The sequence below is a fragment of the Trebonia kvetii genome, assembly GCF_007827045.1.
Taxonomy (GTDB): domain Bacteria; phylum Actinomycetota; class Actinomycetes; order Streptosporangiales; family Streptosporangiaceae; genus Trebonia; species Trebonia kvetii.
The window spans coordinates 1-22,344 of record NZ_RPFW01000013.1; the positions used below are offsets into that span (position 1 = coordinate 1).

Here is a 22,344-nt window from a genome sequence, read left to right on the forward strand (position 1 = left end):
ATGTTCTCGCACTGGCACCAGGTGACGTGGTACTGGCGGACAGGATGACAGGAGCCCGGTGACGCGAGAGCGTCACGCCGGGATCTGTGGGAGCCCGGAGGGGAAGTTCCTCCGGGCTACCCGACCCTGGGCCACCCGACCCCAGAATGGTTATCCTCTCCGGTCTTCGAACCGGCGAACGCCAGTTTTGCGCCGCTGCATCTCTCACCGCCGGCACCGGCAGCCCTGTCGCCGCTGCGACATAGCGCCATCGTGGCTTCCCGGATGACGGTCTTGCCCAGGAGCAGTCGTCATGGACCTGCACCGCTCGTTCGACGCTTGCAGACCCCCCAGGGCGCGGCAACTGGCGCAGCACGCCGTCACCCTGGCCCGCGGATCAGGTGACCGATGGACGCTCGCCCCGGCCGGGTGTGCACATCTTGCTTGACCGCGACGCGAACCGGCCAGGGACGTTGCGACCGGGTCGGTTCGTCAGCGTTCACCGCCTTGGCAGCGTCCCTCGCCGTGGCCTGATCGGTGTCCGCCCCGACGGTTACGTCGGCTTCCGCGGCGAGGGCGCCGAGGTCCGTCAGCTCGCCGCCTGGCTAACGGATCTCCGCGCGATGCAACCGGCGCCTACTCCGTCGTCACCGCCCGCAGAACGTTGAGGCGGGCAGCGCGCCTGCTCGGCGCGAACGCGGCCACAATGCCCGCCACCCCGGCCAGAACCGCGAGCGTGATGAGCTGCGTCACGGGGAACACCAGCCGGGTGACTCCCTGCGAGTGCAGGGCGGCGACAATCGCCCAGCCGAACAGGGTGCCGAGCGCCAGGCCCTCGACCGCTCCGAACAGCGAGATCACCAGCGACTCGTACCGGACGACGGCACGCAGCTGGCCGCGGGTGGCGCCGACCGCCCGGAGCAGCCCCAGCTCATGGGTCCGCTCGTAGATCGACAGGGCGAGGGTGTTGGCGATTCCGATCAGCGCGATGACCACCGCGAGCGCGAGCAGTCCGTAGACGAGGTTGAGCAACTGGTTCACCTGCTGCGCTTGCTGCGCCTTGTACTGTGCTTGGTCCTGGAGCGTGACGTTCGGGTACGCGGCGAGCACGCGGTCGATCGCGGGCCGGGCGGCGCCGGTGCTGACACCCGGTGCGAGCTTGATGAACGCGGCGACGTCGAGCCCCTGCGGGAAGTTCGCCTGGGCGGCGGCCAGCGGCAGGACGTAGTCGCCCGCGATCTCCCGCACGCTGTAGATGACCTGAACCGTGTAGGTCTTGGTGCCAGTGGTCGGGTACATCAGCGTTACCGGGCTGCCAAGGCGCAGGTGCCGGTCGCTCGCGACCCGAGCCGACACGCCGATTCCCGTCGGCGACATCGCGGCCAGGCTCCCTTGGGTGATGCCCAGGTTGAACAGCGGCGCCGCCTTGACCGGATCGGCGGCGACCACCGGGGTCACCCGGCCGAACACCTTCACCACCCCGGCGCGGATTCCCGCAACGTCGGCGACGCCGGGCAGCGCGGCAAGCGAGGGCTCGACAGCGGGACTGAACCCGCCGCCGCCGCTGCTTGCCGCCGCCCCGCTGCTGAGTACGAAGTCCGCGCGCAGCGCCGAGTCGATGACCGAGTTGGCCGACGCCTTGACCGACGACGCCATCACCGTAGTCATCGACACCAGTGAGACGCCCACCATCAGCGCCGCGGCCGTGGCGGCGGCGCGCGACGGGTTGCGCATCGCGTTCTGCTGGCCCAGCTTGCCGCTCGCGCCGAACCGTGCAAGCGGCGCGCCGAGCAGGCGGCAGACCGGGCGGGCGACGAACGGGCCGAGCGCGGCGATGCCGATGAACAGCGCTGACGCTCCGATGCCCACCAGTGGCATCCGGTTCGACAGGTGGCTGAACAGGCCGGTGCCGAGCGCGAGCAGGCCGCCGAAGGTGAACACGACGCCGACGGCGGTACGCCGGACCAGTGGCCTGCGCGGCTCGGCCGCCACGTCCTGGAGCGCGGCGACCGGCGGGATACGGGACGCCCGGCGGGCCGGCGATATCGCCGACACCACGGTGACCGCCACGCCGGCCAGCAGGCCGACCATCACGGTGCGCGTGCTGACGACGAGGCCGGTGGCCGGCAGGTCCATGCCGAGTGCCGAGAGCCCTGCCTTGAGCGCCACCGCGAGCCCGATCCCGGCGGCCAGGCCGGCCGCCGACGCGCCAAGGCCGACGACCAGCGACTCGCCGAGGACCGCGGCGAACACCTGGCGGCGGCTCGCGCCGACCGCGCGAAGCAGTGCAAGTTCACGCAGCCGCTGTGCCACGACGATCGAGAACGTGTTGAAGATGACGAAGGCGCCGACGAACAGCGCGATGAACCCGAACGTCAGCAGGAAGGTGCCGAAGAAACTGAGAGCCTGATGCACGCTCTGCTGCCCCTCAGCGGTCACCGACTGGCCGCTCACGACCTCGATGCCGGGGTCGTGGATGGCGGCCTGAATCCGGGCGACCAGCGTGTCCTGCGAGACCCCCGGTTCGGCCGCCACATCGAGCTGACTGACCTTTCCCGGCTGGCCGAGCAGCTGAGCGGCCGTGGCCGGGGTGAACGCCGCGATGCTGGCGCCGAGCGGACTGTCCGCGGTGCCCCAGGTGGCGAGGCCGCTGATCGTGTACGTGCCTGGGCTCATCTTGGTGAGGACGCGCACCTTGTCGCCGACCTTGAAGTGCCCGATGTCGGCCGAATGCTTGTCGATCACTACCTGGCCGGGGCCGCGCGGTGGCTGGCCGCCAGGCAGCAGCCGCAGCGGGCTGAGTTCCGCGACGCTGGTCCATGCCATGCCGATCGTGGGCGGGCCGTTAGACGCAACGCCGATCGGCTTACCGGATTTGCCGACGAGCTGGGCGTAGCCCTCGATATCAAGCGCGACCGCACGGACGCCCGGCACCTTGCTGACAGGGCCGGCCACGCTGGCGTCGATCCGCTGACGCTCGACGGTGTAGGACAGGCCAGGATCAAATGGCTGGGTGGCCCGGACCACGGCTGCTGTGCCCTGGTAGATCTGCTGGTAGAGGCTGTTGAACGTGCTGTTGATCGTGTCGGTTAGCACGAACGTGCCGGAGATGAACGAGACGCCGAGCAGTATCGCCAGCGCGGTCAGCGCATAGCGGACCCGGTGCGCCAGGATGCCTTTCAGCGTGATTCCCCACATGGCTACCGCGTCCCTAGCTCGCGGATCACGTCAAGCACGCTGTCCGCCGTCGGGGCGGGCAGTTCGCGGACCACCCGGCCGTCTGCCAGGAACAGCACCCGGTCCGCATACCCGGCGGCCCGCGGGTCATGGGTCACCATGACCACCGTCTGGCCGTACTCGTCGACTGCCCGGCGGATCTGGCTGAGCAGCTCAGCCGCCGACTTGGAATCCAGGTTGCCGGTCGGCTCGTCGGCGAAGATCAGGTCGGGCCTGGTGATAAGCGCCCGTGCCGTGGCCACCCGCTGCTGCTGCCCGCCGGACAGTTCGGCCGGGCGGTGAGCGAGCCGGTCGGTGATGCCAAGCGCGGCGGCCAGTTCCGACAGCCACGCCCGGTCCGGCTTCTTGCCGCCGAGAGTCAGCGGGAGAATGACGTTCTCCCGCGCGGTCAGCGTGGGCACCAGGTTGAACGCCTGGAACACGAAGCCGATGCGCTCGCGGCGCAGCAGCGTAATGGCCTTGTCGTCCAGCCTGCTTAGGTCGTCATCGCCGATCATCACCTGTCCCGAGGTGAGCCGGTCCAGGCCCGCCAGGCAGTGCAGCAGCGTCGACTTGCCTGAGCCGGACGGGCCCATGATCGCGGTGAACGCACCTGCGGCAAACTCGGCAGAGATGGCGTCAAGCGCCCGCACTGCCGTGGAGCCCGAGCCGTAGATTTTTGTCCCGTCAATGATGCGTGCCGCGGGTGCCGTCCTGATCGCTTCGGCAGGTTGCCCGCTGGCCAAGGTCGTCTGCATGTCATCACCCCTCTACGCCATCATGCAGACGGCGGCCTCGCGCACCGGCAGAGGCGAAGGCCGGCAGGCGGCCAGACGTTCTTCCTTTCCGCTTAGTGTGGTTCAGAGACGTCAGCTTGGCGTGATGCCCAGGATGGCCGGCCCGGTCCTCGGGCGGCCTAGGTGCAGCCTGGCCTGGATGAGCCGCAGTGGCCTGAAGATGATCATGTCGAACCGGTACTTGTCCGCGATAAGGCGCTCGACCGGGCCGATCTCGGCGTCGGGGAGGATCTCCGCCACCGCCTGCACCTCCTCGCCGCGCAGCCGGCCGCTCGCCGTGCAGAGCGCTATCCGCACCTGCGGATTGCGGCGGATGCGCTTGAGCTTGCCAGAGGCGGCATCGGTCTGTACCAGGAGCCTGCCGTCCCGTTGGACGAACCACACCGGGGTCGCGACGCCCCGGCCGTCGCGCTTGTAGCTGGTGATGCTGAGGTACCTGCCGCGGAATACCGGCCCGGCACCCAGCTGGGATGGCCTGCCTGCAGACTCTGTTTCGTCCATGGTCTCAGCCTGCGCTCCCGCCAGTTCCGCTCCAGTGGCGGAAGTCCCGGCGAAGGTCCCGGCCGGCGCCGCCAGGAATTCGTTGCAGCACCGTCAGATGTTCCCGAAGATGGGGCCGACTGTGGCGCAGCACTCAACTGCACGCCTCTGGCCAGCGAGCAAACTCGTTGGTCAGAGGAGGAAAATGGCTGACCCGCTGCGTAACAGGCACCGTCGAACCATCGCGTCGCGTCGCCGCCGACTGCCATCGCGGCAGCGTACGGCCCCGCAGTCGCCCCACCGGGCCGTTTCCACCGGCAAGACCGGTGAACGGGCCGATTTCATTGACAAAGAGAGAACTGAACTGGCACAGGACATCCAGACTGCGAACGCACGCTCATGCCGGAGATCGGGCGCGTGTTAGTGGCTACGATGCGTGAAGGGACTATTCAGGCATGGCAGCAGGATCGGGCCCGAAAGCTGGCGCACTCAGCCCGCCAGCGCTGGATGCAGCTCAGGATCAGTTGCCAGGTTCGTACTTGAATGAGAGCTGGAGCTTCGTGCGATAGGTGATCGCCCCGCTCTCGTCCAGGTGGATGTCCTGCTTGACGACCTCGGCTACCCGCAGGTCGCGGAGCGTCCCGGCGGCCGTCCTGATCGCCTCCGCTGCCGCGTCTTCCCACGAAGTGCTGCTTGTCCCGATGATCTCGGTCACCCTGTACACGCTCATGACGCTCTCCTTTGAGCACGTGAGGCCCGCCCCTGAGCTAACAAAGCCACCCTGCCCTGTCGCTGGGGTTGCCGCAAGCAGCGAAATTCGGGCTTGCCGACTTGACAGGAGCACGGGGTGCGCGGGCACGGCGCCGCGACGAACGAAAGGGAACGGTTCGCGACCACCCGGCAACCACACGCGCCGAACCCGGCTGATCTGCTGACCTTCCAGCCGGGGTTGAGACATCCCAAGCCGCGCTAAATCGGCATGGAGCGCGTCTTGATCGTGCTGAAGATGGTGGGTCACCTGCGGATCGTGGCGTAGCTCGTCTTCGGCGCAGGTCGTAGTTGCGAGCATCGTTCGTTGCTGGGACCTGCGGCCCGGCCTTCCAGGTCCCGGCTGTTCCTGGAGGTGCCCGATGGCCGCCACGATTCCCTCGACTGCTCTCGTTCCTGTCCAGCCGGTGTTCGCCGAGTCCGAGCGGCTCGCGCTCGCCGGTTCCTGGCCGGGTACCGCGGCCACGTCGCCCGTGTGCTCGCTGAACTGGGGGTGCGTGACCGCGTCCAGGCCGCGGTGTTCTGCTACGAGAACGGGATCGTCCGGTCCGGGCGCCCGGGGGGGCGCCAGGACCGCGGATAGCGCGGACAGTCAACGCAAGACTGCGCTACTGTGGGCAAGTCGTCGTTAACCACCGGTGAAAGCGGCCTGCGATGACCAGCGACCAGACCGGTAATGTTGCTCCGCCACCGTCCGCGACGCGCTTGCGGGCGCGTGACACGCTCGCCATGGTCCTAGGCCGTGACGTCGTGCGGGCACGGGACGACCCCGACACCGCCGGGAGCGGGCCAGAGTCAGCCGAGGGAGTGCTCCTGCCACTCGGGCTCCGGCTGTTCCTGCTCAGCTTCCTGATGCTGTTCGTCGAGCTGGCACTCATCCGGTGGCTGGGCGCGCTGGTCCTTTACCTGTCGTACTTCTCCAACTTTGTCCTGCTCGGCAGCTTCCTCGGCATCGGCATCGGGTTCCTGCGGGCACGCTCCCGCGTGAACCTGTTCCCGTGGGCCCCGGTCGCGCTCGCGCTGCTGATCATTTTCGTCAGGCTGTTCCCCGTCCAGGTGGACCGGGCCCAAACCCAGCTCCTCTTCTTCGGCGCCGGGAAATTCCATGCCACCGGCCCGCCCACCTGGGTCACGCTGCCCTGCGTCTTCCTGGCCGTCGCGGCGGTCATGGCGACGATTGGAGAGGGGGTCGCCCGGACGTTCGTGCGATTCCGGCCGCTTGACGCATACCGGCTTGACATCGCCGGCAGCATCGCGGGGATCGCGGCGTTCACGCTGCTGGCGTTTCTTGACGCCAAGCCGGTCGTCTGGGCGGTGATCGTCGCGCTGATCCTGCTGCTGCTCTACGGCAGGCGAGCCGGCCTGCTCCAGGTAGCCGCGGCCCTGGCCGTGGTAGGGATCCTCTGGTCGGAATCGGTGTCGTCCACCGACATCTGGTCGCCCTACTACCGCATCTCGTACGCGAAGGCGGGGGACGGGTATCACATCGCCGCGAACGGGATCCCGCATCAGGACATCGTCCCGGTCAGGAAGATGGGCAAGACCTACTCGATACCGTACATGCGCGCCCCCGGCGACCCGCTGAATAATGTCCTCATAATCGGCGCCGGGACCGGCGACGACGTCGCGAACGCCCTCCACATGGGCGCCAAGCACATCGACGCGGTGGAGATCGATCCTGAGCTGTATCAGCTGGGCTCGCACCTGAACCCCGACCACCCCTACCAGAGTCCCCGGGTCTCCGTTCACATCAACGACGGCCGGGCCTTCCTGGAGCAGGCGCACAGCAAGTACGACATGATCCTGTTCGCACTCCCGGACTCGCTGACCCTTGTGGCCGGGCAGTCCTCGCTGCGGCTTGAGAGCTACCTGTTCACGTTCGAGGCTGTGGAAGCGGCGAAGGCTCACCTGAACCCCGGTGGCCTGTTCGCCATGTACAACTATTACCGGACGACGTGGCTGCGCGACCGGCTCGCGAACACCCTGGACGTCGCCTTCGGGCAGGCCCCGTGTATCGACAATCCCAATGGGCTTACCGTGCTCTCCGTGAGCGTGAGCCCGTCGGCGACGCACTGTGGCACCGTCTGGCAGCGCCCGGCGAACGCGATCGCGCCGGCCACCGACGACCACCCGTTCGTTTACCTGGACGGTAACTCGATCCCCGGGCTGTACCTGGTGACGCTCGGCCTGATCCTGCTGGCCTCGATCCTGCTTGTGCGCCCCGCCTCCGGGCCGTACCGGAGGATGACCGGCTACGCTGACCTGTTCTTCATGGGCGCGGCGTTCATGCTGCTCGAAACCAAGAACATCGTCCAGTTCGCCCTGCTGTTCGGCACTACCTGGCTCGTTAACGCGCTGGTCATGGCAGGCGTGCTGGTGGCCGTACTCGCTGCGGTCGAGGTGTCCAGGCATGTAGTGGTTCGGCGGCCGGCGCTGCTGTACGCCGCTCTGCTTGCCGCGCTCGTGGCGGCCTGGGCGGTCCCGCCGGAGTCGCTGCTTACCTTGTCACCACTGCCCCGGTTCGCCGTGGCCGTGGTCATCGCGTTCGCGCCGATCTTCGTGGCTAACATGGTCTTCGCGCAGCGATTCCGCACTACTGGCGACTCCGGTACGGCGTTCGGGGCCAACCTGCTCGGCGCGATCCTCGGCGGGGTTCTGGAGTACTTGTCGCTGATCGCCGGGTACCGGTGGCTGCTCGTCGTCGTGGCGCTGCTGTACGGGCTCGCGTTCATCACCGGCCGCGGTCACCTGCGCGCCGTCAGCCGTGAGGCGCCAAGCGGATCTCCGATGGCCGAGGCCGCGCGGTAGGGGATGATCTGCAACTCGCTGCTGCACCTGCTCAGCCACCCTGCGCAGCTTGGCCTCGTCAGCGCCGACCCCGGACTGCTGCCCGACGCGGTGGCAGAGCCGCTGCGACTTGAACCGGCGGCCGCTGTGGGGGATCAGAACCGGATAATCTGGGTGGTTATCCCGGAAGAGAGCACGAAACTCAAAGACGCAAATAATCGATCTGAGTGCAATCATCTTGCCCGTAGAGTCACAGCCATTACTGTCAGTAGTTAGCCGCTAGTGAGCGATGGATCGCGCGTGTCGGTCAGGACGCGTCGAGCCATTCGGCTGGCTGCCCGGTAACGCTGGCGATGAGGTCGAAGTCCTTATCGCAGTGCAGCACGGTAAGTCCGGCGAGCTCGGCCGTCGCAGCGATGATCAAGTCAGGAACCGAAGGGGCCCGGTGCGGCCCCCGGTCGGCAAGCAGCGTCAGCACCTCCACGGCCCGGTCCTCGATCGCCGGAGTCAGGTACTCCACCGGCATCGCCGAAACGGGCGGCTGGCGCAGCCCGGCCCGCAGGTCGGCTCCTGACCGGGCGGAGTAGCCCACCTCAAGCCGGGTGACGGTGGTGATCCGGACTAGCCCGCGCTCGATCCTGCTGGCCCACCCCGCAGAGTCCGGACTGGCGCCGAGGCGGACCAGGGCGGACTTGTCGATCAGCCAGTCGGTCACTGCCAGGCCTGCGACATCACGTCCGGGTCAGCCAGGTTCCCGAAGGTCGCGGCGAACCGCTCCAGGTCCCCGGCGCTGACCGGGGAGTCGGACAGGGCCGCGTCCTGGGCGAGCCTGCGCCGGACGTACTCGGTGCGCGACAGCCCCAGCCGGCGGGCATGGGTTTCCAGTGCGGCGATGACGTCATCGGGCACGTCGCGGATCAGCATGTCAGTCATGGCCACCTCCCACGTGATATCCCATGATATCACGCCTGAGCGAAAGCGTCATGCGAGATCACGCTTGCCTTCGTCTGCGCGCCGCACACACCAAAGAGTCACGCTCGAGCAAGCCGGGGCCGCATCCGCGAGTGTCTGATCTGCTCAGGGCAGGACGACTTGCCCAGTCAGCCCAGGCGAGGCCGTCCCAGGCCCGAGGTCGGCCTCAGGTCGACCCGCCTGCGCGCAACAAAGGACGGCGGCCGGCAGGGCCGGCCCGAAGGGCGGCACTGCGCGCAGCGCCTCGGCAAAGGTGCCGCCGGCCGCATGGCCCCGCGGCACCCAGGAACGCCCACCACAGTTGGCTTCAAGCATCGCAGGACGATTCGTTCGAAAACCGAGATACCCGTTTACCAGGTGCGCCAGGCAGGATTCGAACCCGCGACCCGCTGCTTAGAAGGCAGCCGCTCTATCCGACTGAGCTACTGGCGCTCGGATGACCATTGTGCACGCCGAAGATCACGCATTGGCCACGTGCAGGTCGCGGTCCGCGAGAGGTAGACCTTCATAAATATACCGAACGGATTCGGCCGGCTCCCCCCGCAGACTATGTCCCTCTGGCCAAATTTCCCCGTAAGAGGTGATTCTTCCGCTACGCCTCGCGCACTCCCCGTAGGGTTGTGCAAGCAGTCAAGCCCGTATGACGGAGGTTCCGGTGACCGGGATCAGAGGGTGACGGTAGGCCTGCCGTGAGCAGCGACGTGACTAGCGGTGCGCCGGACGATCCGGCGGCCCGCACACAGGACGGCCGGATCGTCTCCGGCTCCGTACCCGCCCCGGCGGACTGCCTGACTCGCAGGCCGCAGTCCGGCCCTGCCCCGCTGGACGAGCTTCCCGTCGGCCAGTGCCTGGTGCTCGCCGCGCCGCCACCGGGCAGCGCCCGCGACGTGCCTGGTGGCACCGGCAAGACGCAGTTGGCCGCGCTGGTTGCCCGCGACTGGCTGGCCGCGCACGACGACGGCCTGCTGGCCTGGATCGACGCTGCCAGCCGCGACCTCGTCCTGTCCGGCTATGCGCGGGCCGCCGCCGCGCGGCCAGGCGACCCCGCAGGGGAATCCGGTCAGCCGGGCCTTGGCACGGCAGGCGCCGGGTCAGCGAGCGACGCGGAGACGACCGCCACGCGCTATCTTTCCTGGCTCGCCAGCGAAGACCGGCCGTGGCTCGTCGTACTTGACGGCCTGTCCGATCCGGCGGACGTGGACGGGCTCTGGCCGTCCGGGCCGTCCGGCCGGGTGCTGGTGAGCACGCTGGACCCGGCGACCGTACCCGAGTCGCAGCGCCCGGTGGTCTTCCCTGTTGGCCCGTTCAGCGTGCACGAGGCGCTGACCTACCTCATGGCCCGGCTCAGTGCGGACCCCGAGCGGCGGCTCGGGGCGATCGACGTGGTGGACGACCTGGCCTGTGACCCGCTTGCGCTTGCGCAGGCCAGTGCCGCGATCAGCGCCTCGGGCGTGAGCTGCCGCGACTACCGCGACATGTTCGCCAAGCGCCGGGAGGAACTCGCCGGCCCTGGCGGCATGCCGCCCGCGCCGAAGGCGGTGACCTGGACCCTGTCGGTCGAATGCGCGGACGAGCTGACGCCGGGCGGGACCACCCAGCCGCTGCTCGTGCTTGCCGCGCTGCTCGGCTCCCTTGGCATACCAGAGCAGGTCCTCGTCAGCCACGCCGCCGCGGACTTCGCCGCCTCGCGGGCAGCCGCGGCAGCGGGCCTCGACCCGGTCCCCGCCGCGCTCGCCAGCCTGCGCGCGAGCGGGCTGCTCGGCGCCGCCGACCGGCTGGTGCTCATGCACCAGACGGTCCGTGCCCAGGTGCTGGCCGTCACCCCGGAGCACGTGCGGGCGGATGCCGCCCGCGCCGCCGCTGGCGCGCTCCTCGCGGCCTGGCCAGACGGCGACGAGAGAGCCGAGCTCGGCTGTGCACTGCGCGGCTGCGCGGCCAGCCTGGACGAGGCGGCGGGCGAGGCGCTCTGGGCCGCCGGGTCCTACCGTGTGCTTTACCGCGCCGGTGACAGCCTGGACGCCGCCGGGCTCAGCGGCCCGGCGCTTGCCCACTGGCATGACGTCGCGGCCGCGAGCGAGCGCCGCCTTGGCGCGGCGCACGAGGACAGCCTGCTTGCCGCCACCCGGCTGGCAAGCGCCGCGCTCGCGGCCGGCCGGGCGTCCGACGCGGTCGCGATCTACCAGCGGGTGCTTGAGATCCAGGGCAGGCAGCTCGGCCCTGATCACCCGCGGACGATCGCCGCCAGGGCGGACTACGGGACGGTGCTGCGCCACGTCGGGCAGACCGCCGACTCGATCGTCATCCTGGAGGGCGTGCTCGCGGTCAGCGACCGGCACCGCGGCGTCATCGACGTGCTCGCCGTCTCCGACAGCCTGGCCGCCGCCTACCAGGCCGCCGGACGCCAGCAGGAGGCGATCCGGCTGATCGAGCGAACGCTCGCCGAACGGGAGCGGCGGCAGGGACCCGACGATCCGCAGACCATCCGCACCCGGCGCACGCTGGCGCTCGCCTGCGTGAGCGCCGGCAAGACCAAGGACGCGATCGGGCACGGCGGCCGCGCGGTATCCGGCGCCGAGCGGGTGCTCGGCCCCGACCACCCCGACACCCTGGACGCGGTGACCGCCCTCGCCTCGGCGTATCACGCGGCCCGCCGCCTGCGAGACGCCACCGCGCTGTACGAGCGCGCGCTCGTCAGTCTGGAGCGGGTGCGCGGTGCGGACGCACCAGAGACGATCGGCGTCCGCGGCAACCTCGCCTCCGCCTATCACTCGGCGGGCCGCCTGGCCAGCGCGCTCGAGCTCTACGAGCGCACCCGCGCAGACTGCCAGCGGGTGCTCGGCCCGGATCATCCGGACACCCTGGCGGCGCGCGCCAACCTGGCGCACGCGCACTATGCCCTGGGCCGGGTGAGCGAGGCGACAGCCCTGCTGCGGGTCACCCTCGCCGACTGCGAGCGCGTGCTCGCGCCGAACGACCCGCTGACGGAGGCCGTCCGCGACAGCCTCAACGCGATGGCCAACGCCTAGCCCGGGCCAGGCGCCGCTGGCCCGGCGTTACCCGGTGGGCAGCTGGTAGTGCCGTACGCCGCGCTTGCCGTCGACCTCGAGCAGCGCCCCGCACAGCACGCCGTCCCCGTACTCGCTGCCCGGGTTGATCGCCAGCGTGCGGCCGAGCCTGACGGCGCCGCGTGACTCGTGAATGTGCCCGTGCAGCCCGAGCATCGGCTCATACCGCTCGAGTACCCGGCGCACGCCCTCGGACCCCACGGACTGCATCTGCACGGTGCCGCCCTTGACGACCGGCTTGAGCGAGCCGTCGAGTGCCGGGGCCTTGTCGATGGCGGTGCGGGCGGGCGGCACGTGGAAGTTGAATATGGCCCGCTCCGGTCGCCGCACCTGGGCGGCGAGCTTCTCAAGCCGGCGCTCGAGCTCGTCGTCGTCAAGCTCGCGCGGCGTGTGCCACGGCGTCCTGTTGGAGTAGCCGTAGGAGACCATGCTGACGCCCTCGCCGATGTCGAGCAGCCGGTCCTCGGTCTCGGTGAGCACCGTCGAGTCGCGCAGCATCCCCTGCAGCTCCGGCGGGTCGTCGTTGCCCGTCATCGCGTACAGCCGGATACCCGTGCCTGAAAGCCGCTCCTCCGCGATGTACAGCCAGCGCTCCAGCGTTTCGCGCATGACGCTGAGGAAGACGCGGTGCACCGCCGCCGGGTCGTCCCAGATCTCGTCGAGCTCGTCGTCGGTGGTCCGGTACGGGTAGAAGCCCATGTCCATGATGCGGGTCTCCATGTCCGCCGTCTCGGCGGCGGACAGCACCCGGTCGCCGGCGAACTGGCGGACCCGGTAGCCGCCCGCGGCGGCGACCACCGGGACAACCGCCTTCCCCGTCACGTCACCGCCCAGGATGAGCACGTCCGCGTGGTAGAACCGCCCCGCGTTGAGGAACTTCCGCCAGCACACCTCCGATCCGTGGATGTCCGTCGCGAAGTAGATCCGCATGGTCACCGATTGACCTCCTCAGGCAGTTCGTACCAGCGCACCCGGCGGCCCACCCTGGCCCGCAGTTGCCAGCGGGACGACTTGGGCGCGGCGGTCACGGCGCCGGCGATGTCCGCGATCCGGCCGGCGATCCGCTGCCGGTCGGCGGCGCCCGGCACCAGGTCGCCGAGCAGCGAGGCGCAGGCGTCGAGGTTGTCGGTCACCGTGGTGTACAGGCCCCAGTCGGCGGCGCACCGGGACACCACCGGGGCCAGGTTGAGCAGGCCGGGACCGTCGGCGGCGCCCGGCTCGTGGTCCCAGAGCAGCATGGCGGTGTCGGACAGGTCCTTGGCGTTCACCTCGGCGATCTGCAGCTTGGTGAGCAGCAGCTCGGCGGCGGCCAGCGTCTCTGGCTCGGCCTCGAGCCGGGTGCCGAGGTCGAGTGTGTGCGACATTTCGAAGGTGTCGAGGAAGATGTCCACCTGCCAGCCGCCCGGGCCGTAGTAGAGCAGCCGCCGTGCGCCGTGCGTCGCGTTGAACACCCGTTCCGGCTCGAATCCCTCCTCCTCGAGCACGCCGCGCAGCTTGCGCGACTGCTTCTTGTGCGCCACCACGTCGATGTCCGGGTAACTGCGCCCGAGCACCGACCGCGGCCCGTCCGTGCCGCGCAGCCAGATGGCCACGCCGCCGATCAGCCGGACCGGGATGTCCCTGGCCGCCGCGGCGGCCACCACGGCCCGCCCCGCGGTAACCATGGCGGGCTCGCCGCCCGCAGTGCCCATGGCGGGCTCGCCCGCAGTGCCCATGGCGGGCTGGCCGCCCGCGGGGGGCTGTTCACCGCGAGGCGCCCGGCCCTCCCCCAGGGGAGGGCCGGGCGCCCCGGTGTAGCCGTCGGTCATTCCGGCGGAATCTCCGCGAATGCCTGGCTGAGCTGCATGCCCTGGGCACGCCGCACCAGGCGGACGCCGATGTAGTAGACGATGCCCGCGGCCGGGACGGAGAAGGCCTCGATCATGGGCTTCCAGCCGACCGAGCTGATGCCGGTGTGCAGGGCGACATAGATGACGAATCCCCACGATATCGCCGAAATAACCGCGACGACCGTGATGACGGGCACGCCGGCGAGCGACACCTTGGCCCAGCCGGGCGCCTGCGCGTGCATCCCTGGGCGCCGCCACGGGACGACCGCCGCCGCGAGCGACACGATGATGAACGCCACGCCCATGACCACGAGCGCGTTGAGCAGGTAGCTGCCGAGCCCCTGGTAGATGTTGAAGTAGTTGAGTATCTCCACGATGACGCCGATGACGACGGTGGCGAGCACCGGCGTGTGGAACCGGTCGGAGACCTGGGTGAGCCGCTCGGGCGCGAGCCGGTCGAACGACCAGGCGAACATGTTCCTTGTGCCCATCATGAACCCGGTCGGCGTCCACCACACGATCGCGAGCAGGAAGCACATCGACATGAAGACGAGCAGCCACTGCGGCCCTGGCAGGAAGTTCACCAGCGCGGGCAGGTACGGCTGGAACCCCAGGGTCCACTTCCCGCTGCCGCTGAAGGCGTTGAACACGGCCGAGCCGAAGAAGTTGAAGCCGTAGTACTTGTAGATCAGCGCGGTCGCGAGCACGTAGCCGATCGCGGAGATGAGCAGCGCGCCCAGGATCGACGTGGTGGCGGTCCGCCGGACGTTGCGGATCTCGCCGGCGAAGTACCCGGTCCACTGGAAGCCGGTGTAGACCTGGAAGCAGTAGATCATGCCGAACAGGGTGGCGCCCCAGCCGATCCCGCCGGCCGCGCTGAAGCCCGCGTGGTTCGCCGTGGCGATCACGCCGCTCACGGTGCCGCCCGAGTGGGCGTTGAAGGAGCTGGTGAAGTGCCCGCTGCCGCTGACTGCCATGTCGATGAGCCAGGCGATGATGCCCACCCAGACGATCACGAACGCGACGAACATGTACCGCGCGACCAGCCGCACGCCCAGGACCATCACGAGGGTGAAGATCGCGGTCAGGATCGTCGAGATGACCAGCAGCTCGGTCTTGTCCGGCGTGGTCACCCAGCCGGCGTTCCAGCCGGCCACGTACGCGACGGACGGCAGCACGGTGGAGAGCATGTAGGTGAAGTTGAACGAGATCCAGGTCAGGAACACGAACGTGAGCGAGAGGTTCGCGAAGAAGCCGAGGAACGGGTTCAGCGTCCGTGACACCCACACGTAGTCTCCGCCGGACCGCGGCATGATCACGGTGAAGTACAGGTACACCAGGCCGCACGCTGCCACGAGGGGCGTGGCCAGCAGAAACGACACCAGCATATTCGCATGGGGCCAGAATTGCGGGGTGAACGACATGACCTCGGTGATCCCGATGGGGATAAGCACTGCGGAGAACACCAAGTTGAAGGCGTCGAACGCGCTCAGCTCGCGTACGAGGCCGGTGGCGTTGCGGACAAACAAATTCCTACTGCTTGTGGGCGGTTGCGAACCAGCCCGCGCACCTGCGGTGGCCACTGGAATCCTCCTGTTTGCTGGCCTGTCATAAGGGGCACACGCGTCACCGGCGCGGTTCCTGGCCGCACCTGCCTAGCTAATTCTCTGGCAGTGAGTTTGGTCGGTCAACAAGAGGCACCCGCTCACTGCATCGTGGGCGGGCACGGGGATCCACGCGCGCCGGACAGTCCAATTCATCAACGCCTGTGAATCTTTTGGAAGTTGTTAGCGCGTGAGGCCGGTGTTGTCACGTGAGTACGGTACCGGCTCATTCGCCGTCGGCGAGCTAAATCAAACTTTCGAAGCAATTGAAATAGTCAAATAAACGCAGCACACGCAATCGGGTGCGGCGGGCGCATGTTGCGGATATGTTGCGGACATAACGGTATCGCAAACCGCGTCAGCGGTTCCATGCCACCCTGAAGACGTTGAAATTAGGATGACCGATGGCGCGTGGGTGCCGCGTGCCAAAATCGCGGGAGTGACCACATGGCGGGAACGCGTTCGGTCGGCACGGATCCCTCGCCCGCCGTCGGGCGTACGGTCCGTTACTACTTCGTCACGCGGCTAGTCCTTCCCCTTGGCTGCCTTGTGCTGGCATGGGGCGGGCTGGCCGGCGCCGTCCTCGGCGGCGCGCTGCACCGGTGGCTCGGGCCGCACCCGCACCGGGCGGTGATCGAGGCCGCCGTGGTGGCCGGGGCCGGCCTGCTCGTCGCCCTGGTCGCGGTCGTGGCCATCGGCGTGGTGGCCCGCCGGCTGTCCCGCCAGGCCGCCAGCCTCGCCGCGGTGGCCCGCTACCTGGCCGACGAGCAGGTGCCGCAGGCGCTGGCGCAGCTGCGGCAGGGCGCGGCCGCCCCCGCGCCGCGAACGCTGCCGTCGCCGGGGCTGCGCGAATTCGCGGCCGTGTCGAGCGCGCTCAGCCGGCTGCAGGCCACCGCCGTCGCCGCGGCCACCGCCGAGGCGAGCCTGCGCGGCGGCTTCCGCCAGGTGCTGACCAGCCTGGGCAGGCGCAACCAGTCGCTGCTGCACCGTCAGCTGCGCATCATCGACACCCTCGAGCAGCAGGCGTCGAGCCCGGCCGCGCTGGCCGACCTGTTCGCGCTTGACCACCTGACCACGCGCATGCGGCGGCACGCGGAGAGCCTCACGGTGCTGGCGGGCGCCCCCGCGCCGCGGCCGCGCAGCGGCCCCGTCCCGGTCATCGACGTGATCCGTGCGGCGGTCGCGGAGACCGAGGACTACCAGCGGGTCTCCGTGCGCACCGACTCCGAGGACGTGGTGACCGCCCCGGCGGTCAACGACATGATCCACCTGCTCGCGGAGCTGATAGAGAACGCGGCCCTGTTCTCCCCGTCGACGACCCGGGTCGAGGTGCGGGCCGAGCGGGTGGCCAACGGCTTCGCCATCGAGGTCGAGGACCGCGGCCTTGGCATCGCGCCCGGACAGCTCGGCGAGCTCAACGGCCGGCTGGCCAGCCCGCCCGACTTCGACGTCGTGGACGCCGACCGGCTCGGTCTGTTCGTGGCCGGCCGGCTCGCCGCCAGGCACGCGGTCGAGGTCTCGCTGACCCCGTCGCCCTACCGCGGCACCAAGGCGATCGTGCTGCTGCCCGACACCCTGGTGCTCGCCAGGGCCGATGCCGGGCTGGCGCCCGCGGGCGGCGCGCTCGACGCCGGACGCGACCAGTCGCCCGAGCCTTTCACCCTGGTCGGCGCGGCCATGGCCCGCCCGCTGTCGGCGGACCGCGAGGACGAGGAACTCGGCGCGGTGCGGAATGCGGCGGCGGACGGGTCCGCGACCACCAGGCACGGGCTGCCGCGCCGGGTCCGGCCAGAGTACGACAGCCCGGAGCAGCCGGCCCCGGCCCCCGGCACCACTGAGCCGGACAGCCGCAGGAGGGCCGCACCCCCGGAGGCCCCCGCGCCGGACGACGCCCGCCGGCTGGCGGCCTCGCTGCAGAGCGGCTGGTTGCGGCGCGAGGCGGAAGAAGCGGAAGAAGCAGAAGAAAACGACGCCGCGGCGGCCGCTGAGCCATGGGGCGCCGTGGAACAGGCCTGGACAGTGCAGCACACGGAGGAGGAAGAGTGATGGCAATCGACGAGGGGTCGGGGGAGCGCGACCTCGCCTGGTTGCTCGATGACCTGGCATCGCGTGTCGAGGACTTCCGGCGGGCCGTCATCTTGTCAAGGGACGGGCTGCTGCTCGCGGCGTCCAGGGACCTGTCCCGGGAGGACGCCGAGCACCTGTCGGCCGTGGCGGCCGCCCTGCAGAGCCTGGCCACCGGCACCGGCGACCGCTTCGGCGTCGGCGGCGTCCGGCAGACCGTCATCGAATTCGCCGGCGGCCTGCTCTTCGTCATCGCGGCGGGCGAGGGCAGCTGCATGGCCGCGCTCTGCCCCGCGACCGCCGACGCGGGCACGGTGGCGTACGAGATGGCGATGCTGGTCAAGCGCGCCAGGCCGCACCTGGCGTCGCAGGCACGGTTTCCCGCGAGCCCGGCCTCGGTGGAGTAGCCGATGACGAGGGGCGTACCACCCGACGGTAGCCCTCCGGGGGGGCGACCCCCCGTACCCCCCGTACCCTCCGGGAGGTGGGTACGCCGCGACGACAGTCCGGTCGTCCGCCCGTACGCGGTGACCGGCGGCCGTACCGAACCCGCCGACGGCGAGGTGCTTGACCTGATCGCCGTGGTAGTCGCGACCGACGTGGCCGCGCAAGCCGATGACGAGCCACTGCGCAGGACTCCCGAGCATCGCAAGATCCTGGCCCGCTGCCAGCGGCAGGCGACGGTGGCCGACATCGCGTCGGAGACGGCGCTGCCGCTCGGCGTGGTCCGGGTGCTGCTCGGCGACCTGATCCTGGCCGGCGAGGTCACCGTGGTGCGGCATCGGCCGCCGCGCGCCCAGCTACCAGGCAACGACGTTCTCCAGGAGATACTCAATGGGCTCCGTGCACTCTGACGAGCAAGGAGTCGGCCCGGCGGCCGACGATCAGGTGCTGACCGCGCACAAGATCCTCATCGCGGGCGGCTTCGGGGCCGGCAAGACCACCCTGGTCGGCGCGATCAGCGAGGTCCGCCCGCTGCTCACCGAGGAGACGCTGAGCGCCGCCAGCGTGGGCCGCGACAACCTGGCTGGCCTGCCCGACAAGAAGACGACCACCGTCGCGCTCGACTTCGGCCGGATCACCATCGGCCAGCACCTCGTGCTGTACCTGTTCGGCGTGCCCGGCCAGGAGCGCTTCTGGTTCATGTGGGACGAACTCGCCTTCGGCGCGCTCGGTGCCGTGGTACTGGCCGACGTCCGGCGGCTGAGCGACTGCTTCCCGTCGGTCAACTACTTCGAGCGGCTCGGGCTCCCCTTCATCGTCGCCGTCAACTGCTTCGATGACGCCCCCAGTTACGACTCGGAAGAGATCCGCCAGGCACTCGACCTCGACCCTGCCGTCCCGCTCGTGCTGTGCGACGCCCGCGACCTCGCCTCCGTGAAGGAAGTGCTGATCGCCCTGGTAGAGAGCATCGCCGCCGGCCAGCCCGGCGCCGGTCAGGTCCCCGGCCGCCCGGTCGCCGCCCTCGGCCGCTAGCCCGCGCCCTGCCCGGGGCACCCTCGCGGCCCGCGCGGCCGGCGTCTCCTTGACGCGGACCGTTCCGCGAGTTACTCTCATATTGAGTACTTCTCAAAATGAGAAGAACTAACAGCGAGACGCAGAACGGTTGGTGGCGCCGCGTGGACAGCACCCCTGACACCGAGGGCTTCCTCGCCGGGTACGACCCGCGCGCCTACGACCCGATCGCGGTGACCGTCGACGTGGTGGCCCTGACGATCAGGGACGCACAGCTCCAGGTGCTGCTCGTCAGGCGCGGCGAGCCGCCGTTCCAGGGCAGCTGGGCGCTGCCCGGCGGCTTCGTCAGGCCGAGCCAAGCACCGGACGGCACCAAGACCGAGGAAGACCTGGCGCAGACCGCCGCCCGTGAGCTGGCGGAGGAGGCGGGCGCGTCGCTCCGCCCCAGCCACCTGGAACAGCTCGGCAGCTACGGCGCGCCCGGCCGTGACCCGCGGATGCGGGTCATCTCCGTCGCCTACCTCGCCTTCGCCCCCGGTCTCCCGGAAGCGATGCCGGGCAGCGACGCCGCCGACGCCCGCTGGACTCCGGTCAACGCACTCGATCCGCGCACGCTCGCCTTCGACCACGCGGCGATCCTCGCCGACGGGGTGGACCGTGCCAGGTCAAAGCTCGAGTACACGCCGCTCGCCACGGCGTTCGTCACCGAGCCGTTCACCATCACCGAACTCCGCGAGGTCTACGAAACGGTCTGGGGCGAGAAGCTGCACGCGGGCAACTTCCATCGCAAGGTGCTCTCCGTCCCCGGCTTCGTCGAGTCCACCGGCAGTCACACCGAGACGGGCGGCCCGCGCGGCGGCCCCCGCGCCAAGCTCTACCGCCGCGGCGACGCGACGCTGCTGCACCCCGCGCTGCTCCGCCCCGCCACGGAAGCGGAACTCCGCCCCTAGCCCCAGCTATCGAAGCACGGAAGAAACAAGGAGGCCGTCATGGGAAGCGGCTACTGGTCATCAGACGTATACGAGACCGCCGCGCGGCTGCGCAACGGCGCGAGCGCGTTCGGCTACAGCGACTCGGGCGCGCGCACCGTGCACCCCAGCCTCGACCCGTTCGACGTGGGCAAGCGGGAGAGCCGCGACTCCGCGGAGCACCCGCGGTCGCTGGCGATCGCGGTGCTGTTCGACGTGACAGGCTCGATGGGCGCGGTGCCGCGGACGCTGCAGAAGAAGCTGCCCAAGCTCCTCGGCCTGCTCAAGGACGGCGGCTACGCGACGGACCCGCAGCTCATGTTCGGCGCGATCGGCGACGCGACCTGCGACAGGGCGCCTCTGCAGATCGGCCAGTTCGAGTCAGACAACCGGATGGACAAGGACCTGGAGCGGATACTGCTCGAGGGCGGTGGTGGCGGCCAGAAGACCGAGTCCTACGAGCTCGCCATGTACTTCATGGCCAGGCACACCGCGATCGACTGCTTCGAGAAGCGCGGCAAGCGCGGCTACCTGTTCATCATCGGCGACGAGATGCCCTACCAGGCGGTCAAGCCCCGCGAGGTGAGCGGCTGGATCGGCGACGAGCTGCCGCAGCCGGTCCCGATCCGCAACCTGATCGCACAGCTCACCAGGCGCTGGGACACCTATTACCTGCTACCGGAGGGCGCCTCGTACGCGGGCGACGGCCAGGTGCTCGGCACCTGGCGTTCACTGCTCGGCCAGAACGTGATCGAGCTCGCCGACCTGGACGCGGTGTGCGAGACGATCGCGCTCACCGTGGGGCTCGGCGAGGAGGCCATCGACCTGGCAGCAGGCCTCGGCGACCTGCGCGACGTCGGCTCGACCGCCGGCCCGGCCGTCGAACGCGCGCTCGCCGCCATCGGCGCGCCCCGCGCGCCGCACGCGCTGCCCGCACCCCGCCCGGCGCGCGACGGCGGACCTGGGGGAGGCAGCCGAACCCGTTCCGATGGCAGAGATCTTGACTTTCCGAACGGCAGCGTCCTGCTGTGAACGGTCACGTGATCGTCGTCGACCTTGGCTACGGTGACGCGGGCAAGGGCACGATCGTGGACTGGCTCTGCGCGAGCGCGTGCAGACCGGTCCAGGCGGTGGTCCGTTTCAACGGCGGCGCCCAGGCCGCCCACCACGTCCTCGCACCGGACGGCGCGCCGCACCCGTTCGCCCAGTTCTGCTCGGGCACCTTTACACCCGGCACCAGAACATTCCTGTCCAGGTACATGCTCGTCGACCCGCTGGCTCTGGTGGCAGAGGCGGAACAGCTCGCAAGAAAAGGCGTCCCAAGTCCGCTCGGCCTGGTCGCGATCGACAGGGGCGCGCTGCTCACCACGCCGTACCACCGCGCCGTCAACCAGGCCAGGGAACGGGCGCGCGGCGACGGCAGGCACGGCTCGTGCGGGATGGGCATCGGCGAGACGGCCGCCTATGCCCTGGACCGTCCGGACGACGCGCCACGCGGCGGCGACATCGACTCCCCGCGGAAAATGCACGGCAAGCTCGAGCGACTGCGCGACAAGGCCCTCGCCGACATCGCGGCCATCGAAGGGACGGTCCCGATGACGCTGCCGCGAGCCGCGGATCTCGCGACCGTCTACCGGGAGATCTTCGCCCGGGTGACGCTGGCCGGCGACGGGTACCTGACGGGGCTGCTGCGCAGCGGCCCGGTCGTCTTCGAGGGCGCGCAGGGCGTGCTGCTCGACGAATGGCGCGGCTTCCACCCCTTCACGACCTGGTCCACGACCACGTTCGAGAACGCGGAAGCCCTGCTTGCCGAGGCGGGCGCGTCCGCGACACGCCTCGGCGTGACCAGGACCTACCAGACCAGGCACGGCCACGGCCCGTTCCCGACCGAAGATCCCGCGCTGCACGTGCCGGAAAAGCACAACAAGGACGGCCGCTGGCAGGGCCAGTTCCGCGTCGGCCACCTGGACGCGGTCGCCCTGCGCTACGGATGCGAGGTCGCCGGGGGAGTGGACGCGGTCGCGCTCACTCACCTGGATACCGCGGAAAGGCACGCGGGCGGACTGCGCATCTGCCGGAGCTACCGCATCGACGGCGAGGTGCACGCGGCTATAACGCCGGGACCGCACCGTGACCTGTCCTACCAGCAGGACCTCACGACCACCCTGCTGAAAGCGCGCCCCGGCTACGACGACACCGAACGGCTGGCGGCGGAAGACTGGCCAGGCGCGGTCGCGGAAATCCTCCGCGCGCCGGTCGTGATCCGTTCCCGCGGTCCAGGGCGGGAGGCCAAGACCACCCGGCTGCTCGCTGCTATGTCCCGATAGGGTGACGGGAACGGGTGCGTGGTGACTCAGGGG

The 22,344-nt window shown here is 69.8% G+C and carries 18 protein-coding genes and 1 tRNA gene; 9 read left to right on the forward strand and 10 right to left on the reverse strand.

Features of this window, described 5'->3' with window-relative positions:
• Positions 1–615: 615 nt before the first annotated feature.
• The 4 genes from EAS64_RS41625 to EAS64_RS41640 all read right to left on the reverse strand — a co-directional run bounded on the left by EAS64_RS41625 (position 616) and on the right by EAS64_RS41640 (position 5,202).
• Positions 616–3,177: an ABC transporter permease gene (locus tag EAS64_RS41625; protein WP_145862242.1), complete on the reverse strand. Its 2,562-nt coding sequence runs from the start codon at positions 3,175–3,177 to the stop codon at positions 616–618.
• A gap of 2 nt (positions 3,178–3,179) precedes the next feature.
• A complete protein-coding gene (locus EAS64_RS41630; RefSeq protein ID WP_145862243.1) occupies positions 3,180–3,953 on the reverse strand; it encodes an ABC transporter ATP-binding protein in 774 nt (257 codons plus the stop codon).
• 111 nt (positions 3,954–4,064) lie between these two features.
• Positions 4,065–4,493: a PPOX class F420-dependent oxidoreductase gene (locus EAS64_RS41635; protein WP_145862244.1), complete on the reverse strand. Its 429-nt coding sequence runs from the start codon at positions 4,491–4,493 to the stop codon at positions 4,065–4,067.
• 499 nt (positions 4,494–4,992) lie between these two features.
• Positions 4,993–5,202, reverse strand: coding sequence for a dodecin family protein (locus tag EAS64_RS41640; protein ID WP_145859319.1), 210 nt, complete (start codon positions 5,200–5,202; stop codon positions 4,993–4,995).
• Between the two features lie 692 nt (positions 5,203–5,894).
• On the opposite strand from EAS64_RS41640, the gene EAS64_RS41650 reads away from it, so the two are divergent.
• Positions 5,895–8,048 (forward strand): spermine/spermidine synthase domain-containing protein, encoded by a 2,154-nt coding sequence (locus EAS64_RS41650; protein WP_145862245.1) that lies wholly within the window; start codon positions 5,895–5,897, stop codon positions 8,046–8,048.
• Between the two features lie 286 nt (positions 8,049–8,334).
• On the opposite strand, the gene EAS64_RS41655 is transcribed toward EAS64_RS41650, so the two are convergent.
• The 3 genes from EAS64_RS41655 to EAS64_RS41665 all read right to left on the reverse strand — a co-directional run bounded on the left by EAS64_RS41655 (position 8,335) and on the right by EAS64_RS41665 (position 9,431).
• On the reverse strand, positions 8,335–8,742 hold the full coding sequence (locus EAS64_RS41655; RefSeq protein WP_145862246.1) for a PIN domain nuclease: 408 nt from the start codon (positions 8,740–8,742) through the stop codon (positions 8,335–8,337).
• Positions 8,739–8,960: a type II toxin-antitoxin system VapB family antitoxin gene (gene vapB, locus EAS64_RS41660; protein WP_145862247.1), complete on the reverse strand. Its 222-nt coding sequence runs from the start codon at positions 8,958–8,960 to the stop codon at positions 8,739–8,741. Before vapB ends, EAS64_RS41655 begins: the two co-directional genes overlap by 4 nt.
• Before the next feature lie 397 nt (positions 8,961–9,357).
• Positions 9,358–9,431, reverse strand: a tRNA-Arg gene (locus EAS64_RS41665).
• A 257-nt stretch (positions 9,432–9,688) separates the two neighbouring features.
• Between EAS64_RS41665 and EAS64_RS41670 the strand changes: the two genes are divergently transcribed.
• Entirely contained in the window at positions 9,689–12,025 is a 2,337-nt protein-coding gene (locus EAS64_RS41670; protein WP_145862248.1) for a tetratricopeptide repeat protein, read from the forward strand.
• A gap of 27 nt (positions 12,026–12,052) precedes the next feature.
• Here the strand turns inward: EAS64_RS41670 and EAS64_RS41675 are convergent, their stop codons facing one another.
• Genes EAS64_RS41675 through EAS64_RS41685 form a run of 3 tightly spaced genes read right to left on the reverse strand, consistent with a single transcriptional unit; the run spans position 12,053 to position 15,422 of the window.
• Positions 12,053–13,000, reverse strand: a complete 948-nt coding sequence (locus EAS64_RS41675; protein WP_222850017.1) for a metallophosphoesterase family protein — start codon at positions 12,998–13,000, stop codon at positions 12,053–12,055.
• Positions 12,997–13,872: a nucleotidyltransferase family protein gene (locus tag EAS64_RS41680; RefSeq protein WP_145862249.1), complete on the reverse strand. Its 876-nt coding sequence runs from the start codon at positions 13,870–13,872 to the stop codon at positions 12,997–12,999. Before EAS64_RS41680 ends, EAS64_RS41675 begins: the two co-directional genes overlap by 4 nt.
• A complete protein-coding gene (locus EAS64_RS41685) occupies positions 13,869–15,422 on the reverse strand; it encodes an APC family permease (RefSeq protein ID WP_145862250.1) in 1,554 nt (517 codons plus the stop codon). Before EAS64_RS41685 ends, EAS64_RS41680 begins: the two co-directional genes overlap by 4 nt.
• A gap of 522 nt (positions 15,423–15,944) precedes the next feature.
• On the opposite strand from EAS64_RS41685, the gene EAS64_RS41690 reads away from it, so the two are divergent.
• The 7 genes from EAS64_RS41690 to EAS64_RS41720 all read left to right on the forward strand — a co-directional run bounded on the left by EAS64_RS41690 (position 15,945) and on the right by EAS64_RS41720 (position 22,311).
• Positions 15,945–17,543 carry a sensor histidine kinase gene (locus EAS64_RS41690; protein ID WP_145862251.1) on the forward strand — a complete coding sequence of 533 codons (1,599 nt, stop codon included), beginning with the start codon at positions 15,945–15,947 and terminating at the stop codon, positions 17,541–17,543.
• On the forward strand, positions 17,543–17,968 hold the full coding sequence (locus EAS64_RS41695) for a roadblock/LC7 domain-containing protein (protein ID WP_145862252.1): 426 nt from the start codon (positions 17,543–17,545) through the stop codon (positions 17,966–17,968). The genes EAS64_RS41690 and EAS64_RS41695 overlap by 1 nt, the downstream gene beginning before the upstream one ends.
• A gap of 120 nt (positions 17,969–18,088) precedes the next feature.
• Positions 18,089–18,415 carry a DUF742 domain-containing protein gene (locus EAS64_RS41700; protein WP_246116138.1) on the forward strand — a complete coding sequence of 109 codons (327 nt, stop codon included), beginning with the start codon at positions 18,089–18,091 and terminating at the stop codon, positions 18,413–18,415.
• Complete coding sequence (locus tag EAS64_RS41705; RefSeq protein WP_145862254.1) at positions 18,396–19,037, forward strand: GTP-binding protein; 642 nt, start codon at positions 18,396–18,398, stop codon at positions 19,035–19,037. Before EAS64_RS41700 ends, EAS64_RS41705 begins: the two co-directional genes overlap by 20 nt.
• A 143-nt stretch (positions 19,038–19,180) precedes the next feature.
• On the forward strand, positions 19,181–19,966 hold the full coding sequence (locus EAS64_RS41710; RefSeq protein WP_246116139.1) for an NUDIX hydrolase: 786 nt from the start codon (positions 19,181–19,183) through the stop codon (positions 19,964–19,966).
• A gap of 39 nt (positions 19,967–20,005) precedes the next feature.
• Positions 20,006–21,016 carry a hypothetical protein gene (locus EAS64_RS41715; RefSeq protein WP_145862256.1) on the forward strand — a complete coding sequence of 337 codons (1,011 nt, stop codon included), beginning with the start codon at positions 20,006–20,008 and terminating at the stop codon, positions 21,014–21,016.
• Positions 21,013–22,311: an adenylosuccinate synthetase gene (locus tag EAS64_RS41720; protein ID WP_145862257.1), complete on the forward strand. Its 1,299-nt coding sequence runs from the start codon at positions 21,013–21,015 to the stop codon at positions 22,309–22,311. The genes EAS64_RS41715 and EAS64_RS41720 overlap by 4 nt, the downstream gene beginning before the upstream one ends.
• Positions 22,312–22,344: the final 33 nt, after the last annotated feature.